The organism is Polycladidibacter hongkongensis, from assembly GCF_001561995.1.
GTDB lineage: Bacteria > Pseudomonadota > Alphaproteobacteria > Rhizobiales > Stappiaceae > Pseudovibrio > Pseudovibrio hongkongensis.
In genome coordinates this window covers 163,803-177,955 of the sequence record NZ_LLWC01000009.1, presented here as the reverse complement: position 1 = coordinate 177,955, position 14,153 = coordinate 163,803, and the positions used below count along the sequence as shown (strand labels likewise).

Below are 14,153 nucleotides of genomic sequence, written 5' to 3'. Positions count from 1 at the left end.
GACTTATATCTAAAAGGCAACCTTATGATTATTAAGCGCTTGGAGGCGATACAAACAGCATAGTTTTTCGGCACTTGTAGTATATTACGCTGCACCTGCGGTAAATGCGTGTTCTCGCCCCCATTCCCATGCCCTTTCATCCTTTTTGTGCTTTTTGCGCTTGAGTTTCTTAGATTTTCGGCTTTAAAGGTCTATCCACAATCAAAAAACACGACGAGTTCATCTATGACGACGCAGCTAACCATCCGTCGCCCTGACGACTGGCACCTTCACCTGCGAGACGGTGAAATGCTCAAGGGAATACTTCCGAGCACGTCTGCGCATTTTGGCCGGGCAATCATCATGCCAAACCTTGTGCCACCTGTTGTGACGAAAGCCGATGCAGAGGCTTATCACGATCGAATTCGTGCTGCGATACCCGCAGATCATACTTTTGAGCCGCTTATGACCCTCTATCTCACGGAGGACACAAACCCCGATGATCTGCAAGCTGCGGCTGATAGCGGGTTGATCAAGGCGGTCAAGCTCTACCCAGCTGGCGCAACCACCAACTCACAAAGTGGTGTGCGTAACTTTTCCAAAATTGCGCCCGTACTGGAACGCATGGCCGAGATTGGCTTACCACTATGCGTGCATGGAGAAGTAACGGATAGCGACGTCGATATATTCGATAGGGAAGCCGTGTTCATCGACAGGGTTTTAGAACCACTTCGCAATCACCACAAAGACCTGCGCGTGATAATGGAGCATATCACAACGAAGGACGGTGTGGACTATGCGAAACAAGGTGGTGAAAATCTCGCGGCGACGATCACCACCCACCACCTGATTATCAACCGCAACGACATTCTTGCAGGTGGCATCAAACCACACTTCTACTGCCTCCCTGTAGCGAAACGTGAAGAGCACCGACTGGCACTAAGGGCAGCCGCTGTCAGCGGAAGTGATCGTTTCTTCCTTGGGACAGATTCCGCCCCTCATAACGATGATAACAAACTATGTGCCTGCGGTTGTGCAGGCATCTTCACTGCGATCAATACAATGAGTTGCCTTGCCCACGTCTTTGAAGAGGAAGCCGCGCTGGATAAGCTGGAGGCCTTTACTTCACTAAACGGCCCGAAGTTTTACAACTTGCCAGCAAACTCGGAGCGCATGACGCTGATCAAGCGCGATAAACCGACTATATTCCCCAAACAGATCATTACTGGCGCGGGCAATGTAACCGTGTTTGATCCAGGCTTTAAATCACACTGGGATGCCACCCTTACTGCCGACTGCCGTAACAATTAGACGGAGAAACACACCATGTTTGCAAACTCCTTTCCAGAAAGAGAGCTGATCGCCGAATTAACAGCAAAAATGCTTATGGAGATTGGCGCTGTTCACTTCCGTCCGGAAGAGCCTTACAAACTTACCTCAGGGCTAGCGAGCCCTGTTTACATCGACTGTCGAAAGCTCATTTCCTATCCGCGTATACGTAGTGCATTAATGGACTTTGCTGTTGCCACTTTATACCGCGATGTTGGCTTTGAACAATTTGATGCGATTGCCGGTGGAGAAACGGCCGGAATTCCGTTTGCCGCGTGGATTGCAGATAAAACCGCGCTTCCCATGCAATATGTCCGTAAGAAGCCAAAGGGCTTTGGCCGTGATGCACAAATCGAGGGCGACCTTGAAGAGGGAAGCCGGGTGCTATTAGTGGAAGACTTAACAACAGATGGCGGCTCGAAGGTCAAGTTTTGTGAAGCTCTACGGAAAGCCGGAGCGAAAGTAGAACATACGCTTGTTGTCTTCTATTATGATATATTTCCTGATACAAAAGAAGGCCTCGCGAAGCATGGAGTGAACCTCCATTATCTTGCGACATGGCACGATATCCTTAAAGTCTGTCGAAAGAATGAGTACTTCACCCCAGAAACACTGAATGAGGTAGAGGCATTCTTGCAAAACCCATTGGAATGGTCGGGAAGACATGGCGGCGTAACAACTCTCTCTGTCTAAACACTGTATTAGCAAGTTTGATAAAGGGGACGCAATACGCGTTCCCTTTTTGTTTATATCAAAAGTGAAAACCTATAAACTCTGTTTTCTTGCCCCCACGATGTTGCCACTCGTATCGCCTAGCCGAAAATTCGGGAATTGGGAAAAGCAGGTAAGCGCATTAATCTTTGGCACAAACACGGTGCAAATGGAGAACAGGCATGTTTATTGCCAGTCGAATCGCTTGCTTTATAGCCTTCTGTCTTTTGCTTTGGAGTGGGCCTAGTGCAGCACAACAACCTGAGGTACCGAACCTTGAGGGTGTGTGGCTTGTCAAAAAGAAAGACGCGATCCTGTGGCATCGAGACCGTACCAATGAAAATAACTCTAGCGCAAAACTAGAAATTAAAAAGCAAGAAGGCCCTACATTGGAAGCCATCTACCATTGGGCACATGCAGCTCATGCCGGGCAAGACCACAATGGAGCAACACAAGCCCGCTCCGGCCATGATCAGCTGATAGGCCTCATTGGATGGAACAACGAACAGATTAGCTTCGTGCAACACCCAAACCGGGGAATTCTATCGGGTCGCTTAATCAATGACCATCTAATGGAGTTGACCAGAGTTGAATCTGGAGGATATGCGGTAGTTGAGAGGCTAATACTGATACGGCATAGAAGCGAATGACAAATAGAACTTGGCGTGTTAATCAGCCATCTCAAGTGACAAAGACGCAGGGAAAAGAATGGAAGATCTAGCGCGATTTGAAGAGCTTGAGCAGGCATACAATGCGGCGCTTGATCAGGAAAAAAATGGAAAAACTGATGCAGCTGTTTCCCTCTATCAGAAAGTGCTAGAGCTCGATCCGGCGGATCATGCTGGCGCGTCCGTTAGATTGGCCAGCCTTGGCGCAATTGGCGCACCAGCTAAAGCTCCAGATGCCTATGTTAAAACACTATTTAATCAACACGCAGAGGTATTCGATCTTGTTCTAGTCGAGCAGCTTGGCTACGCTGTTCCTCTAATGCTTCGAGATGCGATTAATAAACTCGGGCTTTCGACTTTTAGCAGAATGCTGGATCTGGGTTGCGGGACCGGGCTTACGGCAGAGGCATTTGAAGACGCGACAGAATTTCGATGTGGCGTTGACCTGTCAGATACAATGATCGAAGTGTGTGACGACAAAGAGTTATTTGACGAGCTCTATGTCAGCGAAGTCGTGAACTTTTTGAAACACAAAAAGGCTGAGGGCTGGGATTTGATTACCGCCACAGACGTTTTACCTTACATGGGTGAATTGGAAGAATTCTTTTCTCTAGCAGAGACTAGTTTGAAACCTGGCGGGCACTTTTGTTTTTCGTCCGAAACACTTTTTGACGTGCACCACCAGAGCCCCGACTACTCTGTTGGTCAGTATCACCGTTTTGCACATTCAACTCCTTACATTACTTCTCTTCTAAGTAAACTAAGGCTCGAAACTCTTTACTGCGAACCAATCACTGTTCGCTATGAGCAGGGGCAGCCTGTACCCGGACATATGTTTATTTACCAGAAAAAGCCATAGGCCGATATTTTGCCTTAATCATTACGGCAAACCGATGAAACAACTTAATCAATCGAAGCGATTAGTAAAAACATAAAGTAATAAGCGCAGTTTTGTCTTTTGCATTCCTTGTAAGGGCTGTAGTCTACCTCCACTTTTTGCGAGGGTGATTTCAGATGGTTACCGATGACCTAAAACTCATTGTAAATGGAACAAGCATTACCGCAGAAGCTGATGAACTTATTGCAAACGTAATCCAACGATCGAAGGCACCTTTTGAGCCTGATTGCCTGGGAGCGTTTTGCGAAGGATGCCGCGTACAGTTAGTGCATGGCCGTGTGAATTCACAGGCACCAATTCATCGCGGAAGAGTGCTTGCTTGCGCTGCTACGCTTGAATGTGATAGCGAAATTTATATTGAACCTGCGCCTAAGGTTGGTTCGATCCGAGGACATGTGGACTCCGCCATTTCCCTGCATAGTGAGCTTTCCCAGATACAACTGGTTTTTGAAAGACCTTTGGCTTGGATCCCTGGTCAATATTTTAAGCTATTGCCGCGCGGGCTCGCTCCGCTACGTCTCTACCCCAGCTTTACGCTGGATGGAGGAACGGAGTTCAGTAGCCTAATTTTTTTATTGGAACGGGGGAATAATCCTTCTTTCGAGACGGCCTTGGAACGCGGGCGTTTTGCAGAGGGAAAACCAATGCGATTGGAAGGACCATTTGGCACATCCTTTTTGCGCCGAGAAGAAGAGCGATTGGTGACAATTTGCGGGCGCGGAGGTTTTTCTGCTGCTTGGGCGATCGCTGTAAACAGTGCATACGGACTAAGAGAACGCCCGAAAACTTTTATTTTCGACCAATTGTACCAAGCGCCAAGTTTTGCGCGCGCCTTTTCTTGGCTCGCCGAGCATGATGTTGCGTACCGCTTTGCTAATTTATCAAGCCGATGCAGTGCGAGTTTCGCGCAAAACCTCCTTGCTGCGGAAGGTGATCTAAATGAGTTTGATTGTGTACATGCAACTGGTTCCTTTGATTTTTTTGAGAAATTGCGCTCTGCTTTGGCAACAATCAAACCCGTTCTATATCTTATACCTTCAGATCAAGCGCTGGCAGAGGCGGAACAACTATCCAATATGGAGAGTGTTTGACTATCTCGCATAAGGATCCTTAAGCAATTCAAGGGCTTTATCGGCGGAAACCGGCTTTGAAAAATAGTAGCCTTGTGCCTCTACGCAACCAGCGGTCCACAAGGCCTGTTTGGTTTGTTCATTTTCAACACCCTCGGCAATGACGCGGATACTCATTGTCAACGCCAGTTTAATGATTGCCTCAACAATAAAGCGCGAGTCATCATCAGTAAGCATGGCGCCAACAAAGGAGCGGTCAATTTTGATCTTGTCGACACGAAACCGTGTGAGGATACTCAAAGAAGAGTAGCCGGTACCAAAATCATCGAGCGCAACAAGAATCCCGCGCTTCCTAAGTTTCTTTATTGTCCTGCAGTTGTTTTCATTATCTTGCAAAAGAGATGTTTCTGTAATTTCGAGCTCAAGCCGGTTGGTGGGTAATCCGGTTTGCGCCAATATCCTATCAACATTTCCTATGAGTTCCGGCGATTGGATTTGCTTCGCTGAGAGGTTTACCGCAATCGTTAGGTTGGCTGGCCACTTAGCGGCCTGTTCGCAGGCCTGCGTTAGCACCCATAAACCTATATCGACAATTGCCCCGGTATCCTCTGCAAGAGGGATAAAATCTGCTGGAGAAACGCGGCCATGCTTTGGACTATCCCACCTGAGAAGCGCCTCAAAACCGACAATCTGCGCGGTCTTCAAATCGATTTGCGGTTGATAAGCAACCCACATCTCTCCTTTCGCAATTGCATGATGCAAATCGGTAGAAAGTTCTTGCCGTGACCGGATGTTTGCTTCCATGCTCTCCTCAAAGAAGCGCAATGTGTTGCGCCCGCTTTCCTTTGCTTTGTAAAGCGCAAGATCTGCGAAGCGCAGCAGGCGCCCTACTCTATCCTGCGGTTTATCAACCAAGACAACGCCGATTGAAGCGGAAACAATGACCTCGTGCCCTTGCAGTACACAAGGGGAATTGATCGCATTAAGAATGCGCTTCGCTTTTGCCTCTAAAAACTCGCGGGAGATCGGCGCAGAGGTAACAATTGCAAATTCATCGCCGCCCAGCCGCGCAACCAATTCACCCTCACCGATATTCGCGCGCAACGTATCTGCAACATGACAAAGCAAACGATCACCAAACGCATGTCCGAGAGAGTCGTTGATGGTCTTAAACTCGTCCAAATCCAACCAGACAATGCCGAATGCGTCGTTCGTTTCTTTCAGCTTTTGCATTTGAGTGGTGAGATGGCGATGCATCAGCAGCCGGTTTGGCAAACGTGTCAGGTTGTCGTGCGTGGCGAGGTAAGCCAGATGATCGCTGGCTCGCTTTCTTTCTGTCGTATCTTCGAACGTAGACAACCACATGCCACTTTCCATTGGTACAACCGACATTTCAATGGTTCTGCCGTTTGCCAGTGTTAAGACTGCCTGAGTTTCTTGTGCAGTGCGCCAAAGCTGACTGAGGCTGATCTTTTGCCCCTGATGAGTTTTGGTGGTGTTAATTGCAAGTTGACTGGCAACAGCTTCCCACTCTAAACCAAGGTAAGGTTCTGCGTTTTGTGCCGCAAACATGCACGCGAAGCTCTTGTTCGCACGTAAGAGCCGTCTTTGACTGTCAAAGATACAAAGACCTTGAAGCATATTATCGAGCGCTGTTTCAAATAGCACATTCTGCTGAGCCAGTTGCCGCTCCTGCGTACTAAGCTGCACATTCTTAGTATGTAAGCTAAGGCGGAGGCTGTCACGCTCTTCCACCGCACGTTGCATTTTTGCGGCCGCTCTGGCGATGTCCCCCACTTCATCCGAGCGCTGCGTCGCTTTGATATCCCGTCCATAATCCCCCTCTGCAACGGCCGCAATAACGCGTGTTACATCTTTGAGAGGCTTTGCGATGTTCCGAGCAAATGTTACTGCAGCGAATATTGTAAACACAATGACGATGACGCCAAGTCCAAGCACCCGCTTGGTGGTTTTTGCAGCTGACGCATCTGCAATTGCGCGCAGCCTTTCTTGAAACCTTTGCAGCTCTGCAAAGGTTTTCATCGTACAAAAATTTAGGTCAAAGCTGCGCTTTTCACAAAGAACAAAGTAATCGCCAATCCGCGTCAACTTACCCGTTGCCTGTTCGGGATATTGAAGGGCTTCGTTGTTTAGGCTTCCACCGCGTGTATCCGCAACGATTTTTCCATTATGGATTAAAACGGCGTCGACATTGGCAACATCTTTTAAATCCATGAGGAGTTCTTGGTGAAAACGGAACCATCGCTGAGCGACAATGATTGCCAGTAGGTTTTTGTCGGCATCAAGAATTGGCGCAATAATCATCTCTGAGAGCGCCCCCTCCGGTATGCCCGGCAGCAGTGAGCCCACCCTGTCATTGGCCACTAGGCCAAAATACTCCAGAAATTCATTTGTGCTGTTTCTGCGGATTATTTGGGCCAGCTCCTCGAAAAACCCGAAGGCCCCTAGCTGTGTCGCCACCTCCGCAGGCGAGATAAACTCTTTTGACGTTCCAAGTATCTGCCCTTCACTATCAAACACAATCATTGCATCGATAGTGGAGCGTAACTTGTGATCGCGCAGCACCAATGAAGTGCTGAGGTAAGAACCAGAGTCCAACGCAGACAAAAAATCGGGCTCCCGCGCCAAGGCGCTGACTTCGCGCGCCGCACGGGACATTTCTAGATTAAATTTTGAACTCAAGAACGAGATGTTACTTTGCTGAAGCCTAGAGAACTGCTGCCGCGCGAGTTCCTCCAAATTCAAAGAGTGCTCCTTGAAGGCATTCTCCAATTGATAGGGAACAAGAATTGACAGCCCTGTAAAGGTTATCAAGATCAGCAGGATCGCAGAGCTTGCAATCTTGATTGTGATTGTAGGGCGGTAGGCAGGCAAAGCGCAGTCTCCAAGCGCGTTTTCCGCTTTTTGCGGTATAGTTGCACCAAGGAATTACCGTAGGGTTAGAATTGTAAGAAAAGCTTAAAACTTCTCTTAGCCGGGCACAGACTGCTTCCCTGAAAATTGCTGATTGAGACAATTACGAATGCTCTCACTGTCCTCTATCAAGTTGGCCAGTGACACGCTTCCCAACTCACTCATAAAGAGGTCGAGCGCATTCTTTAGCACAAGACGAAACTGGCAAACCTCTTGCAGGGGGCAAATGTCTCTTGAGAGGCCTACATTTTCGTTACACCCGAAGCAGGGCGTCAGTAAAAAATTTTCTTCAACATGATGCACAAGCTTGCCAACATTTATGGAAGATGGAGAAAGAGCCAGCATCAAACCACCCAAGCGACCTCTTCGCGACTTAATGTAGCCCGCCTTACTTAGTATCTGAACGACTTTTGCAACTTGGGGTCGAGGCGTGCTGCAGGCAATTGTCAGCTTATCAATTGTCCACTTGTCGCTACGTTGTACAGCCATAAACATCAAGATCCGCAGAGCGACGTCAGCCATGCCAGTGAGTTTCATCCCGCACCTCTTGATTGTGTAATTTCTACTTCAAATTTATAAATATTCTAAGTATTTTATTAGGACGACAGTTTGCAAATTATAGTGAAATCTTCATTCCAAATATTCATTGATTCAAATCAAGGATACTTTTTCTAGAAATGTAATAAACTTGACTGAACAAACTATTATTAACCCCAAATAGTTGAAGTGATATATTTACAGTCATTCCTCTTAGTTGTTTGGTTGTTATTCGTTGCTCTTTGACTGTCTATCTCCAGTATAATTTTATGAAAACAGATATCTCAGAAAGACTCAAATTTCATGGTATTACACCAGAGGATCTAAGTTACCTCGCGGACCATGCAGCTGGATTGCGTAGGGTCGTGCCGCAGGCTCTTGATGTATTCTACCAACACGTACAAAACTTTGAGGAAACAGACAGGCTTTTCAACTCTGGTAGCCATCGTGATAAGGCCAAGAGCAAACAGCTTTTACATTGGGAGCTCATCTGTACGGGTAAACTTGATCAAGACTACGCGGAGTCTGTACTCAAAATTGGAGAGACGCACAATAGGTTGGGGCTCACACCAAGATGGTATATCGGCGCTTATAGCTTCTTGCTTGCAGAGATGCTTCGTGGCTTAGAACGCCAATTCAAAACCACGATCACTGGCGGAATTAGCAGATCGGCAAATCGTCTCAGCCGCGTTCTAACTCAGGTTGTTATTCTGGATATGGATCTTGCAATCGAGGTATATGAGCAAGCAGCTCAACGGGATAGACAATCCCTCATTGCTTCTGTGGCAGGTAAGCTGGAAGCTTCAGTTGGGCAAGTTTCCGAAAAGATCAATGCCTCGGCGCAAGATCTATACAGCGTTTCGCAGAGCCTGTCGTCAGCTGCGGAACAGACATCACAATCGTCAAAGAACGTCGCATACGCTTCCGGAGAAGCTAGCAGCAATGTCTCTATGGTTGGCGCGGCGGCTAATGAGCTAACACTCTCAATCCGAGAAATTGCGGAGCAGGTGTCAAAGGCAGCGGAAACCGTCGATGAAGCTGTCGGATTATCCAGTGCGTCAATTGCACAGGTCAGCGAGCTGGACAAGATGGCCGATGAAATCGGCAACATAGTCGAGCTTATCAATCAAATCTCCTCTCAGACCAATCTCTTAGCGCTTAATGCAACCATTGAAGCAGCTCGTGCTGGTGAGGCAGGCAAGGGCTTTGCAGTGGTTGCACACGAGGTGAAATCCCTTGCCGAACAGACAGCCAATGCAACGGTGCAAATTTCAAGCGAGATTGGCGCTATTCAAGACGCAACGACGGAAGCGCGCAACTCCATCGAGAGTATTGCAAGCATAATCGAACGCATTAGCGGGATTGCTCAAGCCATATCCGGAGCTGTCGAAGAGCAAGGCGCCGCCACTTCTGCGATCACGCGAAACATAGATGAAGCTGCAAAAGGCACCGAAGCTGTATCAGCAAGTATCCAAGAGGTTAGCAAAGCTGCAAGCTCTACTGGCTCAACGGCGACTGGTGTTCTGCATTCCGCAGAAGGACTTAAGGCGCAGAGCGAAAGCTTGCGCAAAGAAACCACAGCCCTCCTTACCAAACTTGCGCATGAGGCATAAAGTGTGAAGCGGACTTAACTGCGCCACATGCTGGCTCTGCCAGCTACGGCGGTAAAAATGGACCGGCAAGCGCAGCTGCCGGTTCCGCTTGCTTACTAAGGCGCATCCATGCTGAACATATTTTTCAGGTCTGTCGCCAGAAACTCTTGGAAGCTTTGCGACGGAAAATTGCGGGGCACCACCTCTGAAATTCTGTCTCGCCAGTACTCTAGATACAGCGGTGCAAAGCAGTAGCTTTCACGCAGCATTTTCGCCTTTGTTTCTCTGAGAGAATTTGGGGTAAGCTGCGCCCAGTTCTCCACCTGTAAAATCGGTAGGCCGTCGTAGAGCCTGCTCAAGCTAGACCGCTTGACGATTGGCACTGACCCAAGCAAAACGGCCTGCCAAATTGCAGCACCATCGTGCCCTGCCTCTTCGGGTAGGACAAAGAAGCTATCAGCCATTGAGACCATAAACTTTTCGTAGGTTGTCTCTCGCGACGTACGCAGCACTGTTCCAGCAGGAATGCGCTGGCGGTAGTATGCTTCGGTGGATTTCGCGGCATCAATAACCGTAGTGTTTTGTCTCATTTGCAAACTGGTTTTAGAAACAAGGCTTATTGAGGGTGGGCGTTGCTCTTGAGCTGTGAGTTCTCTTCGCAGGTATAGTGTTTTTAGCTCACACGCTACCGGAGAGGCGAAATCGCCCTGATCACAACGGACGTTCCCGAGCAAAGCAGAGTAGTAAGGACCTGTTGGCAATGGGTGCATTTTTGGATGTTCGATCGCTAGATTTTGCCCATACCACTTACACAGGTGCTCGTTGTTAGCTAATGCCTCAAAAGCTCCTGCCCCTATCTTCTCGGGTGTCACCAGCTCCTCTTCGCAACTGGTTACAAGCACTGTCGGGGTTTTGAGTTTAGGGAGCACCGTTTCCGCAAAGCTTCCAATTAGGCTACTGGGCAGATGCAGCGCTTGAGGACCATTGCCATGGTGTTGCATCTGCTTTTCTAACGCGCGCAAATCACCAGCCGTCTCAATTAAAATGTCGCAACTACGGGAAATGCCATCAATGGTTGCATACAAGCAATCACGTTTGTGGCTGTCTCCAATCGAGAGTTGATAGGCCGCCTTCTTCATGAGCGATAGTATGTATGTACTTTTTACCACAACGATGCCTTAACGCAATAACCTTGCGTCAAGCAAAGCACTTATCTGTTTTATCGACAATATCTTAGTTATCTGTGCAGAAAAGCGACGGGATGAGGCGCTACGTAGCCCTAGATATCGCCGAGGCCCGCATCGCGCGCAGCTTTTTCCTTTTCTGGTGTCCAGCCGGCGCGCTCCCGCAGCCACTGAAACGCCGTATAGAGCGTGGGAATCAGGAAAATCCCGAGCGTGAACGACGTTACCATCCCCGCCAACACCGGCACACCAACGGCGATCATCGCACCGGCACCGGGCCCCGTCGATAATACCAGTGGCACAAGACCTGCCGAAAACGCCAAGGACGTCATCATCACAGGGCGAAAGCGCAGACGCGCGCCCTCGATGGCAGAGTCAAACAGGCTTAGCCCATGCGTGCGCTTCTCCAGTGAAAACTCGTTCATTAAAATTGCGTTCTTACCCGCAAGCGCAATGAGGATAACCAGCGCAATCTGCGCATAAACATCAAAAGCCAAACCAAGCAACCAGATTGCAGCCAACGCGCCAGCTATTGCAGGTGCAACAGAGAGCAACACCGGTATGGGTGTGTTCCAGCTTTCGTACAAAGCGACAAGAAACAGATAGGCAAATAGGAACGCCAATGAAAGGACGATGGTTGTTTGGCCAGCCGCCTCTTGTTGTTCAAGGGCCAAACCGGTCCATTCAAAAGCGTAACCCTCAGGAAGGGTATCCTTACTTACTGCCGCCATTGTCGTCATCGCTTCACCCAACCCTGCGCCCGCCGGGGCGTTGCCGTTGAAGCTGACAGCGCGGTAGTTGTTGTAGCGGGTGATAGCGTTCGCGCCGCGTGTTAACACAGTTTGCAGCACCGAGGACAGTTCAACCATCTCGCCGGTGTTGGTGCGGACATTAATTTTTCCAATATCGCCTATTTGCGAGCGAAAGCCTTGTTCCGCTTGCATGCGAACGGTCCATGTCCGGCCGTAGAGATTAAAATCATTGATGTAATAGCCACCAAGTGTCGCTTGCAGCGCTGTGAAGATACTGGAGATCTCAAGACCCAAAATCTGGGCTTTGTCACGATCCAGCTCGATATGGATTTGCGGGGTCGCGGCATCAAACGTTGTGAAAAAGCTTGCGATATTAGCTGTTTGGTTTGCCGCGACGGTGAGAGCCTTACCAATGGCCTCTAATTCTGTCGGATCCTGCCCTTGAAGGGCTTCCATTATGTATTCAAAACCACCGACAGAACCGAGGCCATCAATTGCCGGAGGGTTTACAGGGAAATAGGTTGCATCTGGTAGGGAGGAAAGTTGCGGGTACATCCTGTAGATAAAGGCAAAGGACGAGAGTGCCCTTGTGCTCCGCTCTTCATAATCTTTCAGCTTCACAAAAATGACACCCGCATTAGATGTGGTGCCACCACCGCCAAGCAAGTTGTAGCCCGGTACCATCGTGGTTGCGAACACGGCGGGATCTTTACGGATGATGTTGTCGGCCTTAATCATGGCCTCTTCCGTGCGGTTTAAAGATGCCCCGGGAGGTAGGTTCACCAAGACCATCGCATAGCCTTTGTCCTCGGCAGGAACAAAGCCATCCGGGGTGAACTTAAGCACCAACACTGCAAGGCCCGCAAATGCGACAACAGCGACCACCGAGAAGGCCGACAGATGCACTGTCCGCTTGATGAGGCCGGCATATGTGTGGCTGAGATTGTCAATGGCCGCGGTTATTTTAGCCATAAGACCCGTCAACTCACCCGGACGCATGAAAATCGCGCAAAGAGCCGGAGACAAGGTTAAAGCGTTGATGGCTGACAATACCATCGCCGCGGAAATCGTAACCGCAAATTCCCGGAACAAAACCCCAGTCGAACCGGGGAGAAAGGCGACAGGAACAAACACAGAGAGCAAGACAAAGGTGATCGCCAGCACCGGCCCTGCAATTTCAGAGACTGCCTTACTTGTCGCTTGGGACGGCAACAAATCAGGCTCTTCGTGCATAATGCGCTCGACATTCTCTACCACGATAATCGCATCATCAACGACAATGCCGATGGCCAAGACAAGCGCCAGAAGAGAAATCGTATTTGCTGTAAAACCAAGCATGTATGACACGGCGACTGCGCCGATAATGGCCACAGGAACCGCGATAAGCGGAATAACTGTTGCGCGCATGCTGCCCAAGAAAACATAGACAACAATGGTCACCAGAACAAACGCCTCGATCAGCGTATGTAAGACCTTCGAGATCATTTCATTCACAAACAGCGAAGTATCGAAAACGGATATGTAGCTGAGGTCCTCCGGGAAGCGCTGTGAAAGCTCCTCCAGACGCTTGTTGACGCGCTCGGCAACGGCCACAGCATTAGCACCGGGGGAGAGGAATATCCCGATCATCGCTGAATCCTGCTGATTAAAGAGCGCAACCGCATCATAGGATGCTGAATCCAAATCTATCCGCGCAACATCTCTAAGGCGCACGAAAGATCCATCTGTATTGGCGCGCAGGACAATATTGCTAAATTCCTCTGCGGAATTAAGGCGGCCTTTCGCTGTCACGGTGAATTGTAGCTGCTGGTCCTTCGAGACAGGCGCAGAACCGACACGGCCAACGGCGGCTTGCTTGTTTTGCCTTTGCACGGCGTTGATTACGTCTTCAGCAACCAGCGAATAGGACCGTAACTTGTCTGGATCGATCCAGATACGCATCGAGTAGTCTTGCGCACCCATAACTAGCGCATCGCCAACACCGTTAAGGCGTTTTAATTCATCGATAATATTGATCGTCACAAAATTTGAAATAAATAGGCCATTATGGGTTTCTTCGGGAGATATAAAGGCGAAGGCCATGAGCATGTCGCCTGCCTTTTTTTGCACTGTTATCCCGAGATCCCGCACCTCTTGAGGCAGCTTAGATTCAATTGCACTAATGCGGTTTTGCACGGTTACCGAGGCAATGTCAGGGTCGGTAGTGAGATCAAAATAGACGGTAAGCGAGTAGGTGCCGTCACTTGCGCTTGATGACTTCATATAGCGCATACCATCTACGCCATTCACCGCCCCCTCTATCGGCTGAGCGACACTTTCTTCTACTGTCTTTGCATCGGCGCCGATGTAAGTCGCGGCAACCTGCACTGTGGGCGGAGCGATGGTGGGATACTGCGAAACTGGGATAACGGTAATCGAAATGAACCCGATCAAGACAATCAGGATCGAGATCACCAACGCCAACCGCGGGCGACGAATAAAGACATCATAAATCATCGC

The 14,153-nt window shown here is 49.1% G+C and carries 10 protein-coding genes; 6 read left to right on the top strand and 4 right to left on the bottom strand.

What is annotated here, in order from left to right; genetic code table 11:
• The first annotated feature begins 225 nt into the window (after positions 1–225).
• The 5 genes from pyrC to AYK82_RS04120 all read left to right on the top strand — a co-directional run bounded on the left by pyrC (position 226) and on the right by AYK82_RS04120 (position 4,676).
• Positions 226–1,290: a dihydroorotase gene (pyrC, locus tag AYK82_RS04140; protein WP_068311647.1), complete on the top strand. Its 1,065-nt coding sequence runs from the start codon at positions 226–228 to the stop codon at positions 1,288–1,290.
• 15 nt (positions 1,291–1,305) lie between these two features.
• Complete coding sequence (locus AYK82_RS04135) at positions 1,306–2,001, top strand: orotate phosphoribosyltransferase (RefSeq protein ID WP_068311645.1); 696 nt, start codon at positions 1,306–1,308, stop codon at positions 1,999–2,001.
• Between the two features lie 200 nt (positions 2,002–2,201).
• Positions 2,202–2,669, top strand: coding sequence for a hypothetical protein (locus tag AYK82_RS04130; RefSeq protein ID WP_068311643.1), 468 nt, complete (start codon positions 2,202–2,204; stop codon positions 2,667–2,669).
• Positions 2,670–2,727: 58 nt separating this feature from the next.
• Positions 2,728–3,546 (top strand): methyltransferase, encoded by an 819-nt coding sequence (locus AYK82_RS04125; protein ID WP_068311641.1) that lies wholly within the window; start codon positions 2,728–2,730, stop codon positions 3,544–3,546.
• A gap of 155 nt (positions 3,547–3,701) precedes the next feature.
• Positions 3,702–4,676 carry a ferredoxin reductase domain-containing protein gene (locus AYK82_RS04120; protein WP_068311639.1) on the top strand — a complete coding sequence of 325 codons (975 nt, stop codon included), beginning with the start codon at positions 3,702–3,704 and terminating at the stop codon, positions 4,674–4,676.
• Here the strand turns inward: AYK82_RS04120 and AYK82_RS04115 are convergent, their stop codons facing one another.
• Positions 4,677–7,550: a bifunctional diguanylate cyclase/phosphodiesterase gene (locus tag AYK82_RS04115; protein WP_068311637.1), complete on the bottom strand. Its 2,874-nt coding sequence runs from the start codon at positions 7,548–7,550 to the stop codon at positions 4,677–4,679.
• Positions 7,551–7,646: 96 nt separating this feature from the next.
• Positions 7,647–8,126: an RrF2 family transcriptional regulator gene (locus tag AYK82_RS04110; RefSeq protein ID WP_208976374.1), complete on the bottom strand. Its 480-nt coding sequence runs from the start codon at positions 8,124–8,126 to the stop codon at positions 7,647–7,649.
• A 269-nt stretch (positions 8,127–8,395) separates the two neighbouring features.
• Here AYK82_RS04110 and AYK82_RS04105 point away from each other — a divergent pair, with 269 nt between their 5' ends.
• Positions 8,396–9,739, top strand: a complete 1,344-nt coding sequence (locus tag AYK82_RS04105; RefSeq protein ID WP_082733749.1) for a globin-coupled sensor protein — start codon at positions 8,396–8,398, stop codon at positions 9,737–9,739.
• Positions 9,740–9,834: 95 nt separating this feature from the next.
• Here the strand turns inward: AYK82_RS04105 and AYK82_RS04100 are convergent, their stop codons facing one another.
• Together AYK82_RS04100 and AYK82_RS04095 are read right to left on the bottom strand one after the other, a co-directional pair.
• Positions 9,835–10,887, bottom strand: a complete 1,053-nt coding sequence (locus tag AYK82_RS04100; RefSeq protein ID WP_156453248.1) for a hypothetical protein — start codon at positions 10,885–10,887, stop codon at positions 9,835–9,837.
• 110 nt (positions 10,888–10,997) lie between these two features.
• Entirely contained in the window at positions 10,998–14,150 is a 3,153-nt protein-coding gene (locus AYK82_RS04095) for an efflux RND transporter permease subunit (protein ID WP_068311633.1), read from the bottom strand.
• Positions 14,151–14,153 lie beyond the last annotated feature (3 nt).

What these genes read in the sequence shown, in the direction of transcription:
- AYK82_RS04120 (WP_068311639.1), top strand. Translation starts at nt 3,702, where the DNA reads ATGGTTACCGATGACCTAAAACTCATTGTAAATGGAACAAGCATTACC.
- AYK82_RS04125 (WP_068311641.1), top strand. Translation starts at nt 2,728, where the DNA reads ATGGAAGATCTAGCGCGATTTGAAGAGCTTGAGCAGGCATACAATGCG.
- pyrC (WP_068311647.1), top strand. Translation starts at nt 226, where the DNA reads ATGACGACGCAGCTAACCATCCGTCGCCCTGACGACTGGCACCTTCAC.
- AYK82_RS04110 (WP_208976374.1), bottom strand. Translation starts at nt 8,126, where the DNA reads ATGAAACTCACTGGCATGGCTGACGTCGCTCTGCGGATCTTGATGTTT.
- AYK82_RS04135 (WP_068311645.1), top strand. Translation starts at nt 1,306, where the DNA reads ATGTTTGCAAACTCCTTTCCAGAAAGAGAGCTGATCGCCGAATTAACA.
- AYK82_RS04095 (WP_068311633.1), bottom strand. Translation starts at nt 14,150, where the DNA reads ATGATTTATGATGTCTTTATTCGTCGCCCGCGGTTGGCGTTGGTGATC.
- AYK82_RS04105 (WP_082733749.1), top strand. Translation starts at nt 8,396, where the DNA reads ATGAAAACAGATATCTCAGAAAGACTCAAATTTCATGGTATTACACCA.
- AYK82_RS04130 (WP_068311643.1), top strand. Translation starts at nt 2,202, where the DNA reads ATGTTTATTGCCAGTCGAATCGCTTGCTTTATAGCCTTCTGTCTTTTG.